Source organism: Haladaptatus sp. HS23, from assembly GCF_056892285.1.
The window spans coordinates 561,338-578,879 of sequence record NZ_JBXGLH010000001.1 but is presented as its reverse complement, the minus strand read 5'-3'; the positions used below and the strand labels follow the sequence as shown (position 1 = coordinate 578,879).

Sequence of the window (17,542 nt, the reverse complement as noted above, 5' to 3'; positions counted from 1 at the left end):
ATCTCGCTTCCGGTCGGTTTCAGTTCCCGACGCTGACGGTTCCGTTGCCCGCACCGTCGCCAACCGTCCCGTTTCCGATACCAACGGAACCGTTGCCGACGCCCGCATCAACCGACCCATCTCCGTTTCCCGCACCACCACTCGTGGTACCATCGCCACTGCCGTTTCCGACGCCCACGGTCCCGATACCACCGATGCCCGTTCCCGGGCTTTCACCGCTCTCGTTACCCGTCTCGTTTCCTCCCGGTCCCATCGTGGAGTTGTTCTCCTCGCCGATGAGGTGAACGCTGTGCATCGACCGGGCGACTTCTACCATCTCGGGACCGCCGGCGGTGTCGGCTTGCTCACTGAGGTTATCGACATCGTTGATCCGCGTTCCCACGGTGACGGCACGGGGTCTGGTCGCGTTGATGGCGTGTTGAATCGAGCGAATCTCACCGATCAACTGGCTCATCTCCGACTGGTATTTGAGTTGGCTGATCTGCCCGTTGTTTCGGGCCTGAATGAGCTTTTGCTTCCTGTCTTGGAGGTCCGACAGTTGGTTTTTCATGTCGCCGACGTTGTTGCTGACGAGGGATTGTTGTGCGGATTTGTTCTTCGTCTGGTTGAATCGGGCGACCCACATCCCGGTGTCGACGGTTCCCTTCGCCTGCGAGGTGCTGACCTGCATGAACGAGGAAATTTCGGCACCGAGCGTGCTGTTGTCGGTGTTGTTCGCCTGCTGATTGGCTTGGAACGACGTCGTAGCGACGTCCGTCTGGGCATCCGGCGTCGGTGCCGCAGCAGTCGGGACGGCGAGAGCGAACCCGGAGAGCGTTAGCACGACTAGGAGGACAGCGCGGGCGGAGTTCATCACTACATTATTACTAATCCTCTCCTTAAAAAGGGGGTAATTCGTTCGTTCTGTTCACGAATCGAAACGAGGAAGCGAGAGAAGAGAAGAACGTTCAAAAGCAACGCTCAGTCGGCCAATCGACGCATAGCATGGGACGCCGCGAAGACCGAAATGAAGGAGAGTGCAACAGTTATTAAGGGGAGGACAAGGCCGACTTCGTACCGAAGCGGTGGGTGGTAGCCGAACCCGTAGTCGAGAACGTCACTGGCGAGCGACACGACGAGCGCGGCGGCCAGCGCGCCTCTCGTCGTCGTGCCGTAGCTCGGGATGAGGTACGCCTCTGCAACGAACCCGAGGTGGGTGATGATGATTCCCCAGTAGTCCCAGAGCGCTCGTTGGTCCCACGGCGGACCGAAGTAGAGCGAAAACCCGAGATTGAGCGCGATGAACGTCCAGATACCGAATTTGAACAACCAGACGAACGCGAACGTGTTGAGGTACACGAGCGGGAGGTTCTGTGGCGAATCGGAGAGCCGGTTGCCGAGATTCGGCAGCAACGTGAAGAGCGAGGCGGCCATGAGCGCGAGCGCAGTCGGAGAGTCTGCATACAACGGCCAGAGGAACGTCGGAAAGTTCGGCATCGTCCGAATATAGAAATCGAGACCGACGAGAATGGCCGCGGCGTTGACGACTATCAGCCAGACCAGACTCGGCGTGTTTTCGAGATAATAGCGGGCGTACCGCTCGGGGATTGCCATGTTGTATCCGTGTCGGGAACTACTAAAAGAACTGCTATCACCGTCCCGAACCCGGAACGCGTGGAACGATTGTCAGGTGCTTTTGTTCTTCAACATAACTGTTCTGGATAACTACTATATAACTATTAGTCCTTGTGTGGTATTGACTAACATGTTCGAATCGTTCTCGAGCGGCTACTACCTCGGTCGGTTGTACGTCGAACCACACGACGGCGACCACGCAGTCATGGCCTCCGACGACCACGAGTCCGTGAATCAAGCCCTCTACTCCGCCGGAGAGGGGATAGAGCGCTTGGACTGGCCGCTCGTCATGAAGATAGATCAACAGCACTTCCCCGTCCACGCCGAGGACGGCGTCCCCGACAACACGCTCGCGCTTCCCGATTCCGTCCTCGAAAACACCCGAATTCGAAACCCGCCCGAGTTGAAGGAAGTGCTGTTGGCGAAAGCGGACCGCGCGGCGCAACTCATCCGGTATCAGCGTGACCATCCTTGATTCGGAACCGGCGGTGCAGTCTGAACGATACCGACCGACACGTCCTCGTCCGTCATCCGGTACGCAAAAGAGTACGGACCCCCTACTTCCGGGTATGGTTTCGGCCGCCACGATGCTCGGACTTTTCGTCATCATCCTCGTCAACACCGTCATCACGGCGGTTGTGATTCGCTTTTTCCGCCTCCGTCTCTCGACGCGATGGGGGGCCGTAGTCTACACGCTCTTGCTCGTCCCGCTCGTCTACGTCGTCACGACGATCGTCTTGAGCGGCGTAATCGGGTTCGGCGGTAGCGGCATCCGCGACATCGGAACCGCCCTCATCCTCATCTGGGTGTTACCGTTCTCGCTCGGCGTCTCCATCGACCTGTTCTGGATGCCGCCGCCCGAGGAGGTCGAACTGCCGGACAACGCGCGCGAACAGCAACAGGGTCGCTGACGGCACCACGGCCAACCACCCCACGCCGACGGCGGCCGCGAGCGGTTCCCAGAGGTAGAGCAAGCTTACCGGCCCGACCAGTAGTGCAGTGAGGCCGACGCCGACGAGCGCGCGGACCCACGGCGCAGGCGACCCGAACCAGACCGCGAGAATCGCGTCCAACAGGTCGAACAGCAACAGCGCAGCGACGATGTGTCTCGTCCGTACACGAACTCGGGAGGAGCGCTCCGGTCGCTCCGGGAGTTCGAACAGCGGAAAAACGAGTCGAATCCGTTCGGGAAGCGTCAGCGGCGGCAGGCGCATCGGCGGCAGCGTGAACCCGAGTCCCGAATCGTCGTCCCCCTCGCTCATAAGGGACGTACGCCCTCCACCGTCAAAACTACTCGTCCGCGTCCTCGGTGACGCGCTCGATGGTGGAAACGACGCTCTCGATGACCGCTTCCGGCGATTGGGTCGCATCGACCCGGACGAACCGACCGGGGTTCGCGTCTATCAGTCGTTCGTAGTTCGACTGCACCTGCGCGAGGAAGCCAGCCTGTTCGAACTTGTTCGTCGCGCCGCTTCGTGCCGCACCCGTTTCGGGGTCGACGTCGAGGTAGATGGTGCAGTCCGGCGGGCGCGTCCACGGTTTGTGGACGCCGATGATGTACTCCATCGGGCGGGGGACGACCCCATCCAGCGCGACGGCCTGATAGGCGTACCGCGAGTCCGAATACCGGTCGGAGATGACGAGTTTGTCGTCTTCGAGCGCGGGGCGAACCGTGTTCGCGAGGTGGGCCGCGTGGTCGGCCGTGTAGAGGAACAACTCGGCGACCGAATCCGCGTCGTCGTCCTCGATGGAACGATTTACGGCCTCGCCGTACCACGAATCGGTCGGTTCGCGGGTGAACACCGCGTCGGGGAACTCCTCGCGGAGTACCTCCCAGACGGTCGACTTTCCGCTCCCGTCCAACCCTTCCAGCGTTAGCAGCATGCCCGGACGTTCGAGTCGCTAGGTAAAACGTTCGGGGTTTCGGCCGGGAACCGTCGGACGGACCCACCTCGTTGGCAGGTAGCTTTAGGTCCTTTCGCCTACAGTTCCGCGCTATGAAGGTTCTCGTGACCGGCGGCACCGGATTTATCGGCCAGCGTCTCGTCCGCGAACTTCTCGACCGAGGACACGAGGTGACGGCGCTCGCGCGAAATCCCGACGAAGCGGATTTTCCGACCGACGTCGAGAAAGCGATGGGCGACGTGACGGCCTACGCGTCCATCGAGGGGGCGTTTTCCGGACAAGACGCCGTGGTCAATCTCGTCGCGCTCTCGCCGCTGTTCAAACCGCCACGCGGGCGTAGCCACATGAGCGTCCACCTCGGCGGAACACGGAACATCGTGCGGGCGGCGGAAGAACACGACGTCGAGAAGGTCGTTCAGATGAGCGCCCTCGGTGCCGACCCGACGGGGCCGACCGAGTACATTCGGGCCAAAGGACGTGCCGAGAAACTCGTGAGGGAGTCCGACTGTCGGTGGACGATATTCCGACCCTCCGTCGTGTTCGGGGAGGGCAGCGAGTTCCTCTCGTTCACGAAGAAACTCACGCCGCCGTATCTCGCTCCCCTCCCCGGCGGTGGCAGGACTCGATTCCAGCCGATTTGGGTGGGGAACCTCGCGCCGATGTTGGCGGCCGGAATCGAGGAGTCCCGTGACGGCGATACCTACGAACTCGGTGGCCCGGAAGTCCTGACGCTCGCGGAGGTCGCCAAACTCGTCCGGCGGGCCGAGGGGCAGTCCGTCACCGTCCTCCCGATTCCGATGGAACTCGCCGGAGTCGGATTGAAAATCGGCGGCGCGATTCCGGGGTTCCCGATGGGCGGCGACCAGTACCGCTCGCTGGAATTTGACAACACTGTTATGAATAATGACGTCGCCTCGTTCGGCGTTCAACCCGAAGAATTGACAACCCTTGGAGAATACCTACATATTGATTCCAGTCCGCGGACATAACAGAACGGGCACCAGTCTGGATATATCCAGACTTAAAGAGAGGGTATATGATAGTTTTACCGTCGGATGAAATACTACACGATAACCCATCTTCGTCTTGCGTTTTCTAACCTTGTATGTCGATATCTTGAAACGGAACATACCACAAAGTTTATTTTCTCTTTCCGTCTGTTCTTCTCTCAACGGAGAACGGTACCGAAAAATGAAACTCGCGATGATCGGATTTGGTCAGGCAGGCGGGAAGATAGTCGACAAGTTCCTGGAATACGACCAGCGAACACGGAGCGGCATCGTCCGTGCGGCAGTCGCAGTCAACACCGCCCGCGCTGACCTCATGGGTCTACAGAACGTCCCGGAGGAAAATCGGGTACTCATCGGACAGTCCCGCGTCAAAGGGCACGGCGTGGGTGCGGACAACGAACTCGGCGCGGAAATCGCCGAGGAGGACATCGACGAAGTACAGGGCGCTATCGACAACATCCCCGTTCACGAGGTGGACGCATTCCTCATCATCGCCGGAATGGGCGGCGGTTCGGGGAGTGGCGGCGCGCCCGTCATAGCGAAACACCTGAAACGAATCTATACCGAACCTGTCTACGGATTGGGTATCCTTCCCGGCGGCGACGAGGGTGGCATCTACACCTTGAATGCGGCACGCTCGTTCCAGACGTTCGTCCGCGAAGTGGACAACCTGATGGTGTTCGACAACGACGCATGGCGTCAGTCCGGCGAAAGCATGGAGAGCGGCTATGCCGAAATCAACGAGGAAATCGTTACACGGTTCGGAATCCTCTTCGGTGCCGGGGAAATCGGTGGCGGCGACGACGTCGCCGAAAGCGTCGTGGACTCCAGCGAAATCATCAACACGCTCGCCGGCGGCGGCGTGTCCACCATCGGCTACGCCGCGGAGGAAGTCGAGATGCAGAGTTCCGGCGGTCTCCTCTCGCGCTTCACCGGCGGAGGCGGCGGACGGACCGAGGACACCGCGCACACGACCAATCGTATCACGAGCCTCGTCCGCAAGGCGGCGCTTGGCCGGTTGACCCTCCCCTGTGAAATTCAGGGGACGGAACGTGCGCTCCTCGTCATGAGCGGTCCATCCCCCCACCTGAACCGGGAAGGTATCGAGCGCGGCCGGAAATGGCTCGAAGAGCAGACCGGCAGCATGGAAGTTCGCGGCGGCGACTACCCCGTCAACGAACCCAGCGTCGCGAGCGTCGTCCTGCTTTCGGGCGTGACGAACGTCCCACGTATCAAGGAACTCCAGCAGGTCGCCATCGAGGCACAGGACAACATCGACGACATCCAACAGGAGAGCCAAACGAACCTCGAAAATCTCGTCGAGGATGATGAGGATGAACTCGACCCGTTGTTCTAAGCTGTTTGCCCTGTTGCTCGTCGTCACGCTCGCCCTCTCGGCAGTCGCGCCTGCCACGGCGATTTCGACGGCGGACGACGGCATCCCGAACGACGCCACTGTCGGCGACTCGGTGACGGCGACGATGACGTTGACCGACCTCTACACCGATTACGAACAGTGGACGTTGGAGGGGCGAACCGAACTGACCGACGTGACGTGGACGGTCACGACTTACGACCAAGCGGGCAATCAGAAGGCAAAGGAGTCCTACGATGGCCAGTCGTTCGACCACTCGCTTGCCCTCGACACCGACGCGAGCAAGGCTGTCGTGAAGGTGTCCGGCACCGTGCCCGAAGTCGCCAACTTCACGTTCGACCCACAGCAGTCGTTCACGTTCGCCACGCTGAGCCAGTCCCGAGAGGGTGGCAACAGCGAGGAGATCGAGACGTGGACGGCCAACTACCACACCGAGGACAGCAAAAGCGCTCGTGACGCCATCGTCGGCGCACAGGGGGCCATCGAGAACGCGCCGTCGGGTGCGAACACGGCGGACGCCGAGAGCGTCCTCGACAACGCCATCTCGGCCTACGAGGCGGGGAACTTCGACAACGCCATCGACCTCGCGGGCAAAGCCAAAAAGAGTGCCAACTCGGCGGCCGACAAGGCACAACAGTCCGAACAGCAGAGCAAACTGCTCATGTACGGCGGCGCTGCGGTCGTCCTCCTCCTCGTCATCGGCGGCGCTGGGTTCTGGTACCGTTCCCAGCAACAGGACAACTATCGCCTGCGCTGACCCGATTTCACACGTTTTCGTAACCCTTCGTTAGCTGTTTTCGCAACCACTTAACCCACCACCCGAGTACCAACGGCTATGCAGGTGGTGGTGCCGTTCGCCGCGAACGAACCGAAGACGAGGCTCGCCGGGACGCTCACGCTCGAGGAGCGGCGGGCGTTCGCGCTGGCGATGCTCGACGACGTTCTCGCGGCGATTCGTTCGACCGGCGGGGTGCCACGCGTACTGTCGACCGGTCACGTCGATATCGACGCGCCGCTCGAAGTCGATTCCCGTCCGTTGACGCCCGCCGTGAACGACGTACTCACCGCTGACGGCCCCATCGCAATCGTGATGGCGGACCTCGCGCTGGCGACGCCGACGGCACTGGAACGGCTCTTTTCGGCCGAGGGGGACGTCGTCATTGCGCCGGGCCGCGGCGGCGGCACGAACGCGCTCGTTTCCCGTCACCCCGAGTTTCGGGTGGACTACCACGGCACGTCGTACCTCGACCACCTCGAAATCGCGGACGAAATCGGCGCGTCCGTCACCGAACTTGACTCACACCGCCTCGCGACGGACGTGGACGAGGTGTCCGACCTCGCGGAGGTGCTGATGCACGGAACCGGTGCTGCCCGCGATTGGCTACTGGACGCGGACTTTTCGCTCTCCGTGACGGGTGGTCGGGTGTCCGTCACGCGGTAATTCTCGAACGGAAAACACCCTCAGATAGCCAGCCGAATCCACCCGAGCCACGGAATCCCGAGTTTCGCCTTGCCGACGACCCACGACGACTTGACGGGGGCGCTTATCGGCCCGCCGAGGTCATAGGATTGGTCGTACACGCCGTTGTCGTCGCCTTTAGTGATGAATCCGGCGTGCGGTGCGGGACAGTTCCGAAGTTCCTCGCAGTTGTCCGCGGTACCGACGTACGCCTCGTTCGCCCGGTCGTACCAGTTCTCGTCCTCCCGCACCCAGAACCGCGCCCGATGGATTATCGGTGTTCTTCCAGTGTCCCCGTCCGGGCGGTAGACGATGACGTCGCCGTAACTGTGGAACTCCCGATAGCCGGACCCTCTCCCGGCACGGTACGGCACGACGCCCGTGTCTCCGTACGACCCGTCGCCCGCGAGTCGCCCTTCGTCCATCACGACGACGAGGTCGCCTTTCTTCATGTGCGGTTGCATGCTTCCGCTTTCGACGGCCACCATCGGCGGCCACACGCCGGTTATCGCGAAGAGGAGGACGCCGATTCCGACGACCCACATCGCCGTTTTCACCACGTCACGAACGATGGCGACAGGTTCCTCCTCGGTCGTTCTGAACCACTGGAACAGCTCCTTTGGCCCGGCATCGGTTGGAGGGGACATTCACGTTCCACTCGTCTGTATCGTTGCTTGAAACTTCGGATAGGGTGAAACGGCTTCGGCGTTCCGTTTCGAAGCTCCAAACCCTTTTACCCCCAACCCCGTAGCCCACACCATGATTTCGGGGGCCGACGAGTACGACATCGACATCACCTTCGACGAAGCGGACGTGGACAGACTCCTCGCCGTCACCCCGGCGGACGCCTCGCCCGCCGACGCGTTGACCTACGCGAAGAACGTCTTCGTCCCGCTGACGACGGCGTGTCGGTACACCTGCACCTACTGCACGTACTTCGACGCGCCGGGGGAGGCGTCCCTGCTGTCGCGCGAGGAGGTTCGAGAGATACTTCGGACGGGTGCGGACGCAGGGTGTACCGAGGCGCTGTTCACGTTCGGCGACGACCCGGACGAGCGGTACACGCGGGTTCACGAGCAGTTGGCCGACTGGGGCCACGATTCGATTCACTCGTACCTCCGCGAGGTGTGTGAAATCGCGCTGGAGGAGGGCCTGCTTCCCCACTCGAATCCGGGCGACCAGACGCGCGAGCAGATGGAACTCGTCGCGGACGTGAACGCGAGCATGGGCGTGATGTTGGAGACGACGGCGGACGTGGACGCCCACGCGGGGCCGCGCCGGAAGAATCCGGGGCAGCGCCTCACAACGATTCTGAACGCCGGCGAACTCGACGTGCCATTCACCACCGGTCTGTTGGTCGGTATCGGCGAGGACTGGCGCGACAGGGCCGAGAGCCTCCTCGCCATCCGCGAACTGCACGAACGCCACGACCACGTTCAGGAGGTCATCGTCCAGAACGTGGTCCCGAACGAGCGCTCCCGCTTCGAACGACCGTCGGTCGAGACGATGCGCCGGGTCGTGGCGATGGCGCGGGTGGCGCTCCCGGACGAAATTTCGGTGCAAGTGCCGCCGAACCTGTCGCCGACGCGGGAATTGTTGGACTGCGGCGTGGACGATTTGGGCGGCGTCTCCCCCGTGACGGACGACTACATCAACCCGGACTACGCGTGGCCGGCCTTGCGCGAACTGGAGGACATCGCGGAGTCCGCCGGCGTTCCCCTTCACGAACGCCTGCCCGTCTACGACCGATTCGTCGATAATGGTCGAATCCCCGACCGGATTCGAGCGGCGCTCGACGCGGACGATTCGGCAGGTGAGCGGTATCGCTCGCTCGTAGAAAACACATAACGCACCGCTCACGATTTCGGGACGGCGTCGCTCGTCAGTCGAGCAACGGCGTCCCGTCGGCACACGGACCGAGCGTCGGGCCGAACGGCGGGTCCTCGGGGTCTATCTCCCGAATCTGTCGATAGTCGGTCGAACGCTCCGCCGGGACGCGCCCGATGGCGGTTATCATCTCGACGTACTCCTCGAACGAGCGGAACTCGCCGAACTGGCCGCCTGCCCGCTTCGTGATTTCCTCGGAGAGGATGGTGCCCATGAAGTCGTTCGCGCCACACGAGAGCATCTTCAATCCCTGTTCGTCGCCGTACTTCACCCACGACGATTGGATGTTTTCGACGTTGTCCAGAAACAGCCGGGAAACGGCGATGAGGAGTTCGTCCTCGTGGGTACTCGCGCCGTTTTCCACCATGCCGCGTTCGTACAGCGGCGTGTTCCGGTGGACGAACGAGAGCGGAACGAACTCCGTTATCGCGCCGGTTCGGTCCTGTAGCTCACGAATCCGCTCTAAATGGAGGACGCGGTGCATCTCGTTTTCCACGTGGCCGTACATGATGGTCGCCGTAGTGTCGAGACCGACGTTCGCGGCGGCTTCCATCGCTTCCATCCACTCCTCCGTCCCGATTTTGCCGGGACAGATGACGCCGCGCACCTCGTCCACTAAAATCTCCGCGGCGGTGCCCGGCACGCTGTCGAGTCCGGCGGCCTTCAGTTCGCGGAAGACCGCCTCGTAGTCCCAGTCCGTACCGCGACGGGCGTGGTAGGCCTCCTCGGGCGTCATCGAGTGAACGTGAACGCCGGGAAGGCTCATCGCTCGAATCTGTTCCGTGTACGTCGCGGGGTCGATTTCGTACTCCTCGGGCGACTTGAAGTTCAAATCGCCGCGCTCGCTCGCTTCGAGGAGTTCCAAGTGGTCGTCGTTCAGCGCCATTCCGGGGTGTAGACCGCTGACCGACGTCACCTCGTAGATTCCTCGCTCGCGCGCATCGGCGACGATTTCGCGGGACTCTTCGGGCGTCTTCGTGAATCCACCGTGTTCCTCGTTCGAACCGACTTCGAAATTCTGGGCGGTGTCCTTGAAGTTGCAGAACAGACACCCCGTGTTGCACGCTGTGGTGACGTTGTTGTTCAGGTTGGCGACGAACGTGACCGTGTCGCCGACGACCGCCTCGCGCCGCCGGTCCGCGGCCTCCAGCACGCGCTCCTTTCGGGTGAGGTCGATGCCGGGGTGGTCGGTGCCGGTCGTCAGCAGTTCGACGCCGTCGGCGACGGTCAGTCGTTCGCCGTTCCGCGCCCGCGCCAGCGCGTTCTCGAACGATTGGTCGGTTTCGGGAACGTGTTCAAAGCCGAACTGTTCCCGAGGAATGTTGCTCTTCGCACGCACGTTAGCCATTGCTCTGTAATCCCGGCGGACCCCCAAAAATCGCCGGGTCACGGCAGTCGATATCGCATACATATGTACATCTTTCGGCCACATGTCGGCGAAGTTCAGCACGAAGATGGAAACTACTTAGTCGGGGCACGGCAGAACCAACACCATGACGAGTGTGAAGGAGTTCCGGGTCGAACGCGAACCGACGCCGGACTCGCTCGGGCGCGGGTCGTTCGTGTTCACGGACGACTACTCGGTGTTCGATTGGGGCAAGATGCCCGATACGATTCCCGACAAGGGTGCAAGCCTCTGTGCGATGGGCGCGTCCAACTTCGAGGGATTGGAAGCGGAGGGCGTTCCGACTCATTACCGTGGCGTCGTGTCCGACGGCGACGTCGTCCCCCTTTCGGAGGTCACGGAACCACCCACCGAGATGGCCATCGACCTCACGCAGGTTCCGAACTTGCCACGCGAGGGACGGGACTACGATTACGACCTCTTTCACAGCGGTGCGGACGAGAACTACCTCATCCCCTTGGAAGTCGTCTTCCGCAACAGCGTTCCGGTCGGGTCCAGCCTTCGCCGCCGCACCGACCCTAGCGACCACGGACTCGACTTCCCGGAGTGGCCCGACGGAGCGGTCCAACTCGAAGAACCCGCCGTCGAGTTCTCGACCAAGTTCGAGGAGAGCGACCGATACCTCTCGCGGGACGAGGCGGACGAAATCGCCGGAAAGGCGGACGTGGACGAACTCGAGCGAGTCGCCCGCGAGGTGAACGATTTCGTCACGCGGCAGGCCGCGAACGCCGACCTGACTCACGAGGACGGGAAGATAGAGTGCCTCTACTACGACGGTGAGATTCGCGTCGCCGACGTGGTGGGAACGTTCGACGAAAACCGGTTCACCTTCCACGGCCAGCAGGTCAGCAAGGAGTTCATCCGTCAGTACCACAAACGCGAACAGACCGCGTGGGCCGATGCGGTTCGAGACGCCAAGGTCGAGGCGAAAGAGCGTGACATGGCCGACTGGAAATCGCTGTGTTCGGTCGAACCGCAACCGCTCCCGGACGAGGTCATTACCGCCGCCCGCAACCTGTACACCGCCGGAGCGAACGCGTACATCGACAGGGACCTGTTCGACGCGCCGTCGCTGGAGGACGCGGTGATGTCCATCAAGGACCTGTAACGCTCGACATTCGAACGACGAAACGACCGCCGTCGCCGAACCTTTTTATGCGAAAGCGAACCATGGAACGACAGTACGCGTCACCTTCCGACCATGCCCCACGAGAGAAACGACGTTCGTCGCGCCTACGACCGAATCGCGGATGACTACCTCGCCGAGCGAAGCGGCGGTGAGGAGGAGAGCGAGGATATCGCCCTGCTGTCGGAGTTCCACGGCCACCTCCCGGACGACGCGCGCATACTCGACGCCGGGTGTGGCGCGGGTCGACCAATCGCGGAACTGTTGGCCGCCGATACGGACCTCGTCGGCATCGACTTCTCCCGCGAGCAGATATCCCGCGCCCGCGAGAACGTCCCCGCGGGACGGTTCTTTCAGGCGGATATGACCGCGCTCGGCCTCGCGACCGGCACGTTCGACGGCATCTGTGCGTATCATTCGGTGATTCACGTTCCCTCGAACGAACATCCCGACGTGGCACGGGAGTTCTATCGCCTGCTGTCTTCGGGCGGTTATCTCCTCATGACGGTCGGGTCCACCGCGTGGGAGGGAAGCGACGACGATTGGCTCGATACCGGCGTCGAGATGCACTGGAGCGTCCCGTCACCGGACGAGAGCATTACGACGCTCGAAAACGCGGGGTTCGACGTTCTCTGGCGGCAGACAGTAAACGACGTTTTAGGGAGCGACACCTGCTTCGTGCTCGCTCGAAAACCGACGTCGAAATCCGAAGAATAGCGTCAGTCGTTCGATTCGCTCACGGCGACCGTCCCGTCGATGGGGCCGTCGGGCGTCACGTCGTCGAGTTCTGCCGGCAGTCCGAGGCGATATCGTTCGCTGTCGTTCCCGTCTCGGAGTTCGGTCCGACCGCGACGAATCTCCACGTCGTCGTTCAGATGGAGGCGCACGGCTTCGTGGAGGGCGTCGGCTTCGAGGGGTTGTCCTCGTTCGCGCAACTCGTCGACGTTCGCGCTGTCCGGGACGTTGAACGCCCGCTGGGTGATGATGGGTCCTTGGTCCAAGTCGGTCGTCACGTAGTGGGCGGTGACGCCAGCGATACGAGCGCCCGCCTCCTTCGCCTGTCGATACGCCTTCGCGCCGGGGAACGCGGGAAGCAGACTCGGGTGGATGTTGATGATGCGTCCCTCGTAGCGGAAGACGACGTTGGGGCTCAAGATGCGCATGAAACGCGCGAGGACGACGAGGTCGATATCGTAGTCGTCCAACAGCGAGAGTAGATGTTCCTCGTCGTGGACGCCGCGTTCGTCCCCGACGTCGTGGAACGGGATGCCGTGTTCCTTCGCGACGGGTTCGAGGTCGTCGTGATTCCCGATGACGACACCGATTTCGGCGTCGAACTCACTTCGTTCGTCGAGGAGGCGGCGGAGACAGTGCGATTCCTTCGTCACGAGGAGGGCGACCTGCCGGGAGTCGCGTTCCGATGGAAACCGGGCGCGGACGTCTACCCCGAGGTCGTCGCCGAGTTCGGAGAGGTCTCGGCGGAGTCGGTGTTTGCTCACGGACATCTCGCTCGTCTCGACGTGAATCGTCATGCGGAAGACGCCCTCGCGGACGGCTTGGTCGACGTCCTCGATGTTGATTCCGCGCTCGAAGAGGAGGGTCGTGACGCGGGCGACGAGTCCGGTATCATCGTCCCCGACGACGGTGATTTCGGTCAGCTCTCGGTAGTTCATCGCTTCACCTGCCGGTTACGGGGTACTGCCATGGAAGAAACGTATCGGGTCTCGGCGGCAAAAACGTTTGTGACGGTGCAAAATTTCCCGTCCACGTTGACACGTAGCAGGGAGAGCCTACTCGAAAACGGGCCGACGACAACTGTCGCGTGAACGGGATTACGCGTGGCACGAACGAGGACGGACGCGAACGGGGGCAAACGACTCATTGGCTGTGGGACGGCTCACCGACGGGAACAACACGAATGTGTACAACGAATTCGTTCCAAAAGAGCTTTTGAACACGAACGCGCACGGTCAACCGATGACTGCTTACACCGCGACGGTGACGGTTCGGTTGAAACGGGGCGTCCTCGACCCCGAGGCCGAAACGACCCGAGGTGCACTCTCCCGACTGGGCTTCGAACTGGACTCGCTTCGCTCCGCGGACGTGTTCGAAATCGACCTCGACGCCGATACCTCCTCGGACGCGGAGGAGCGTGCCGGAGAGATGGCCGAACGTCTCCTCGCCAATCCCACGATTCACGACTACACGGTCGCGGTCGAGGAGCGATGACGGTCGCCATCGTCCAATTCGGTGGGAGTAACTGCGACCGCGACGCGGTGCGTGCGCTTTCCCACCTCGAAATCGACGCGGAACTCGTATGGCACGAGGAGGACCTACCCGAGGGCGCGACCGGCGTGATGCTTCCCGGCGGGTTCTCCTACGGCGATTACCTCCGCGCGGGGGCCATCGCCGCCAACTCGCCCATCATGGCACAGGTGCGCGACGCCGCCGAGTCGGGCGTTCCCGTCCTCGGCGTCTGTAACGGCGCACAGATCGGCTGTGAGTCGGGTCTGACGCCCGGCGCGTTCACGACCAACCGGAGCGCACGCTTTCAGTGTGAACACGTCTACCTCCGCGTCGAGAACGCCGATACCCCGTGGACCGCCGCCTACGAGGAGGGACAGGTCATCGAAGTCCCCATCGCCCACGGCGAGGGGAGGTTCGAAATCACGGACGAGAAGTACGACGAACTCGACGCCGACGACCGTATCCTCTTCCGCTACTGCGACGAGAACGGCGTCGTGACCGACGAGACGAACCCGAACGGGTCGAAGGGGAACGTGGCCGGAATCGTCGGCGACTCGGATTCGGTCGCGGTCATGATGCCCCACCCCGAGCGCGCGACGCTTCCCGACATCGGCGGCACCGACGGAGAGGGCGTCCTCTACGGCTTCGACTGAGGTTCGAGATTCCTTTTTTGACGGCTACCGCCCGGACGTGAAGACGCCGGTTATCCGCGGTAGTTCGCGGGAAATCGCTTGCCGCTTCAGTAGACAGAATCCCGTGAAGACGATACAGAATCCGGCGACGGTCAGCGGCGTCACCGGTTCCTGCAGGAAGAACCACCCCGTAATCGCGGCGAACACCGGCGCGACGTAGGAGACGAGGTTGATTTCGACGGGACCGAGGCGGTCGAGCAAGTCGAAGTAGATGAGGAATCCGACGGCACTGGCGAAAATGGAGAGATAGACGACAGCGGCGATGGCCTCCGGCGTCCACTCGATTGCCGAGACGGACTCGCTCGGGCGGGCGATGCTGATGACGTGCATCATGACCGCCCCGAGGAGCATCGACCACGCTTCCATCGTCTCGATGGGAAGGTCGGCTTCGATTCGCTGTGTCAGAACGCTACCGAGCGCGAACGAGAACGCGGCGAGGAACACGAGGAGTTGCGGGACGATGGTCGTCGCCAGCGATTCGCTCGACCCGTTGTTGGCGAAGCTCAGGACGGCGACGCCGACGAACCCGAGGAGCAGACCGGCGATTCCGGCGGGCGTGAGTCGCTCGCTGGGGAGGAACACCCGCGCGAAACCGGTCGTGAGAATGGGACTGAGGCTGACGATGACCGCCGCGGCGGCGCTCGGGGTCTCCTGCTCGCCGACGAACAGGAACGCGTGATAGGCCGCAATCATGAGCGCGCCGCCGACGAAGACGAGTTTCCACTCGCCGCCCGTTTGTGGACGCCAGCGGTCGGTCGCGTACACCGCGTAGGCGAGCATCAGGACGCCCGCCACGTCGTAGCGGATCGCCGCGAACAGAACCGGGGGGATGAACTCCAATCCGGCCCGAATGGCCATGAACGCGGACCCCCAGAACGCGGCGAGGACGATGAACAACAGAAGGTTTCGATACCGGCTCACTCTACGAGGTCTCGTGCGAGACGGGGAGTAGGTTTCGAAAACCCCCTTCGAATGCCGGGTTCAGTGACGGCGTTTCGACAGGGCTCACCGCGCTCGTCGCTCGTCGCGGAGCGCCCGCAGCACGTCCTGCCGGGCGATGATGCCGACGAGTTGCCCGTCCTCTATCACCGGTAGGCGGTTGATGTCGCTCTCGGCGTCGGCCAGCAGGTCGAGAATGTCGTCGATGTCGTCCTCGGGCGTCACCGTCACCACGTTCTCGGTCATAACCGTTCGAACCGGTTTCCCGGCATTTCTCACGAGGTCGATACCCGCGTCCAACTCGTCCCACGAGAGGTCGAACCCGTATTCGAGGCTTTCGAGGAACGGCGGGAACCCGATGGGAATCCACAGCGTTCGGTCGCTCGGTTGGAACAGGTGGACGAGGTCGTGTTGCGTGACGATACCCACGACGCGGCCGTCGTCGGTGACGGGAAAGCCGTTGAACTGGACCCGCGCGAGGCGCGTCAGCACGTCGCCGATTTCGTCGTCCGGCGAGACGGTTTCCACGTCGGTCGTCATCAACTCACGGGCGGTGATTGCCATACGTGAACGGTGGGACGCACGCGGCGTAAACGTTGTCACGGGGAGTTGGTCGTCCGTCTGATTCCGCTGGCTTTGCAAATGCGACTGCTGGTGAAGCAGTTCCCTACTGGAATACAACAGTTTCGTGAGTAGTCACAGACGTCAAATAACCGCGACAGCAACCACACCGCCACGACCACGCCCTCCCCAACCGATTCCTTCAGTCGTTTTACTCCTTCAGTCATCCCTCGCACGGCTTCAACGAGACGGCGCGGCCACTCTCGGCCCCGCCGTCCCGCCAGCGCGCGCCAGCGTGGCAAATTACGATACGCGAAGCCGACTTACGATACGCGAAACCGACCGATTTCCCGCCTCACTCCTCGGGGTATCGCTCGTACTCCGCGCCGACGGCGAGTTCCATGGTGTGGGGTCGAACGCCGAGCGTCAACCCGTCCCATTCGCCCATCTCGCCGTCCAAACTGAACTCGACAGGCGAGTCCTGTTCGACCTCTATTTCCAGCGTGGGCGTCTTGAGGTAGGTCACGTTCTCCGTTTCGCTGCCGAACAGGCGTTGCATCGTCGCCTCCTGAAGCAGGTTCGCGGTGGGCATGTTTTCGATGACGGTCACGTCCAACAGTCCGTCCTCCATGTTCGCCTGCGTCCGGCCCTTCGCCGGGAACCGTCGCCCGTTGCCGACGAGGACGAACACCGCGTCGCCGGACCACGTCACGTCGCCGTCGTCGGACGCGGCTATCCTGAGCGGAAGCCCCTCGTAGTCGGTCATCAAGCGGAGGGTGTTCACGACGTAGGCCAGCACGCCGAGGCGCGCCTTCTGCTCCGGGTCGGTTTGGTGGCTCGCGTCCGCGGTCAGTCCCCCGACACAGGAGTTGACGAAGGGTCGCCCGTTCGCGGTTCCGAGGTCGATTCGCCGCCGTTCGCCCGCATCAAGGACCTCGAAGGCGTGTTCGATGTCGGTGACGCCGATGTTTCCGGCGAAGTTGTTCCCCGTTCCGGCCGGAATCACGGCGAAGGTCACGGCATCCAGCGCGTCGGCGTCGTCCAATCCGCGGACGACTTCGTGTATCGTCCCGTCGCCGCCCGCGGCCGCGACCACGGCGGCACCGTTCTCCGCGGCGTCGCGTGCAAACCCGCGAGCGTCCCCCTCGCCCTGGGTTTCGAGGACGGTACAGTCGTACTCCGTCGCGAGGCGCTGGACCTGCTCGCAGTGGTTCGCGTCGCCACTGATGGGGTTCAACACGACGACGCGTTCGTACTCGATGGCCTCCTCGCTCGCCACGAGGTCGTCCACCGCACCCTCCTCGTCGGCTTTCATGCACTGA

The 17,542-nt window shown here is 62.5% G+C and carries 21 protein-coding genes; 11 read left to right on the top strand and 10 right to left on the bottom strand.

What is annotated here, in order from left to right:
* Positions 1-19 precede the first annotated feature (19 nt).
* Positions 20-853: a hypothetical protein gene (locus AC1XDK_RS03190; RefSeq protein WP_483348319.1), complete on the bottom strand. Its 834-nt coding sequence runs from the start codon at positions 851-853 to the stop codon at positions 20-22.
* Between the two features lie 107 nt (positions 854-960).
* Entirely contained in the window at positions 961-1,593 is a 633-nt protein-coding gene (locus tag AC1XDK_RS03185) for a DUF1405 domain-containing protein (RefSeq protein WP_483348318.1), read from the bottom strand.
* A 151-nt stretch (positions 1,594-1,744) separates the two neighbouring features.
* On the opposite strand from AC1XDK_RS03185, the gene AC1XDK_RS03180 reads away from it, so the two are divergent.
* Positions 1,745-2,089: a DUF5802 family protein gene (locus tag AC1XDK_RS03180; RefSeq protein ID WP_483348317.1), complete on the top strand. Its 345-nt coding sequence runs from the start codon at positions 1,745-1,747 to the stop codon at positions 2,087-2,089.
* A gap of 94 nt (positions 2,090-2,183) precedes the next feature.
* A complete protein-coding gene (locus AC1XDK_RS03175; protein WP_483348316.1) occupies positions 2,184-2,525 on the top strand; it encodes a DUF7991 family protein in 342 nt (113 codons plus the stop codon).
* Here the strand turns inward: AC1XDK_RS03175 and AC1XDK_RS03170 are convergent.
* Both AC1XDK_RS03170 and tmk read right to left on the bottom strand, forming a co-directional pair.
* Positions 2,424-2,876 (bottom strand): hypothetical protein, encoded by a 453-nt coding sequence (locus AC1XDK_RS03170; protein ID WP_483348315.1) that lies wholly within the window; start codon positions 2,874-2,876, stop codon positions 2,424-2,426. The two genes, AC1XDK_RS03175 and AC1XDK_RS03170, sit on opposite strands and share 102 nt — an antisense overlap.
* Positions 2,877-2,904: 28 nt before the next feature.
* Positions 2,905-3,498 (bottom strand): dTMP kinase, encoded by a 594-nt coding sequence (gene tmk, locus AC1XDK_RS03165; RefSeq protein WP_483348314.1) that lies wholly within the window; start codon positions 3,496-3,498, stop codon positions 2,905-2,907.
* A gap of 113 nt (positions 3,499-3,611) precedes the next feature.
* Between tmk and AC1XDK_RS03160 the strand changes: the two genes are divergently transcribed.
* The 4 genes from AC1XDK_RS03160 to cofC all read left to right on the top strand — a co-directional run bounded on the left by AC1XDK_RS03160 (position 3,612) and on the right by cofC (position 7,345).
* On the top strand, positions 3,612-4,508 hold the full coding sequence (locus AC1XDK_RS03160; RefSeq protein ID WP_483348313.1) for a complex I NDUFA9 subunit family protein: 897 nt from the start codon (positions 3,612-3,614) through the stop codon (positions 4,506-4,508).
* Between the two features lie 202 nt (positions 4,509-4,710).
* The gene (locus tag AC1XDK_RS03155) at positions 4,711-5,886 is read left to right on the top strand and encodes a tubulin/FtsZ family protein (protein ID WP_483348312.1); all 1,176 of its coding nucleotides are present in this window, start codon (positions 4,711-4,713) and stop codon (positions 5,884-5,886) included.
* Positions 5,864-6,661: a hypothetical protein gene (locus AC1XDK_RS03150; RefSeq protein ID WP_483348311.1), complete on the top strand. Its 798-nt coding sequence runs from the start codon at positions 5,864-5,866 to the stop codon at positions 6,659-6,661. Before AC1XDK_RS03155 ends, AC1XDK_RS03150 begins: the two co-directional genes overlap by 23 nt.
* A 78-nt stretch (positions 6,662-6,739) precedes the next feature.
* Positions 6,740-7,345: a 2-phospho-L-lactate guanylyltransferase gene (gene cofC, locus AC1XDK_RS03145; protein WP_483348310.1), complete on the top strand. Its 606-nt coding sequence runs from the start codon at positions 6,740-6,742 to the stop codon at positions 7,343-7,345.
* Positions 7,346-7,365: 20 nt separating this feature from the next.
* Here cofC and AC1XDK_RS03140 read toward each other — a convergent pair whose 3' ends face one another.
* On the bottom strand, positions 7,366-8,010 hold the full coding sequence (locus tag AC1XDK_RS03140; RefSeq protein ID WP_483348309.1) for a S24/S26 family peptidase: 645 nt from the start codon (positions 8,008-8,010) through the stop codon (positions 7,366-7,368).
* A gap of 112 nt (positions 8,011-8,122) precedes the next feature.
* Here AC1XDK_RS03140 and cofG point away from each other — a divergent pair, with 112 nt between their 5' ends.
* Positions 8,123-9,211 (top strand): 7,8-didemethyl-8-hydroxy-5-deazariboflavin synthase subunit CofG, encoded by a 1,089-nt coding sequence (gene cofG / locus AC1XDK_RS03135; protein WP_483348308.1) that lies wholly within the window; start codon positions 8,123-8,125, stop codon positions 9,209-9,211.
* A 34-nt stretch (positions 9,212-9,245) separates the two neighbouring features.
* Here the strand turns inward: cofG and cofH are convergent, their stop codons facing one another.
* Complete coding sequence (cofH, locus tag AC1XDK_RS03130; protein WP_483348307.1) at positions 9,246-10,598, bottom strand: 7,8-didemethyl-8-hydroxy-5-deazariboflavin synthase subunit CofH; 1,353 nt, start codon at positions 10,596-10,598, stop codon at positions 9,246-9,248.
* A gap of 145 nt (positions 10,599-10,743) precedes the next feature.
* On the opposite strand from cofH, the gene AC1XDK_RS03125 reads away from it, so the two are divergent.
* On the top strand, positions 10,744-11,763 hold the full coding sequence (locus AC1XDK_RS03125; RefSeq protein WP_483348306.1) for a phosphoribosylaminoimidazolesuccinocarboxamide synthase: 1,020 nt from the start codon (positions 10,744-10,746) through the stop codon (positions 11,761-11,763).
* Between the two features lie 93 nt (positions 11,764-11,856).
* On the top strand, positions 11,857-12,498 hold the full coding sequence (locus AC1XDK_RS03120; RefSeq protein WP_483348305.1) for a class I SAM-dependent methyltransferase: 642 nt from the start codon (positions 11,857-11,859) through the stop codon (positions 12,496-12,498).
* Positions 12,499-12,500: 2 nt separating this feature from the next.
* Here the strand turns inward: AC1XDK_RS03120 and AC1XDK_RS03115 are convergent, their stop codons facing one another.
* Positions 12,501-13,454, bottom strand: a complete 954-nt coding sequence (locus tag AC1XDK_RS03115; RefSeq protein ID WP_483348304.1) for a formyltetrahydrofolate deformylase — start codon at positions 13,452-13,454, stop codon at positions 12,501-12,503.
* Positions 13,455-13,758: 304 nt separating this feature from the next.
* On the opposite strand from AC1XDK_RS03115, the gene purS reads away from it, so the two are divergent.
* A complete protein-coding gene (purS, locus tag AC1XDK_RS03110) occupies positions 13,759-14,010 on the top strand; it encodes a phosphoribosylformylglycinamidine synthase subunit PurS (RefSeq protein ID WP_231185450.1) in 252 nt (83 codons plus the stop codon).
* Positions 14,007-14,681 carry a phosphoribosylformylglycinamidine synthase I gene (purQ, locus tag AC1XDK_RS03105; protein WP_483348303.1) on the top strand — a complete coding sequence of 225 codons (675 nt, stop codon included), beginning with the start codon at positions 14,007-14,009 and terminating at the stop codon, positions 14,679-14,681. The genes purS and purQ overlap by 4 nt, the downstream gene beginning before the upstream one ends.
* Positions 14,682-14,705: 24 nt before the next feature.
* On the opposite strand, the gene AC1XDK_RS03100 is transcribed toward purQ, so the two are convergent.
* The 3 genes from AC1XDK_RS03100 to AC1XDK_RS03090 all read right to left on the bottom strand — a co-directional run bounded on the left by AC1XDK_RS03100 (position 14,706) and on the right by AC1XDK_RS03090 (position 17,535).
* Positions 14,706-15,641 (bottom strand): DMT family transporter, encoded by a 936-nt coding sequence (locus AC1XDK_RS03100; protein ID WP_483348302.1) that lies wholly within the window; start codon positions 15,639-15,641, stop codon positions 14,706-14,708.
* An 84-nt stretch (positions 15,642-15,725) separates the two neighbouring features.
* Positions 15,726-16,223 (bottom strand): CBS domain-containing protein, encoded by a 498-nt coding sequence (locus tag AC1XDK_RS03095; protein ID WP_483348301.1) that lies wholly within the window; start codon positions 16,221-16,223, stop codon positions 15,726-15,728.
* A 352-nt stretch (positions 16,224-16,575) separates the two neighbouring features.
* The gene (locus tag AC1XDK_RS03090) at positions 16,576-17,535 is read right to left on the bottom strand and encodes a diacylglycerol/lipid kinase family protein (RefSeq protein WP_483348300.1); all 960 of its coding nucleotides are present in this window, start codon (positions 17,533-17,535) and stop codon (positions 16,576-16,578) included.
* Positions 17,536-17,542: the final 7 nt, after the last annotated feature.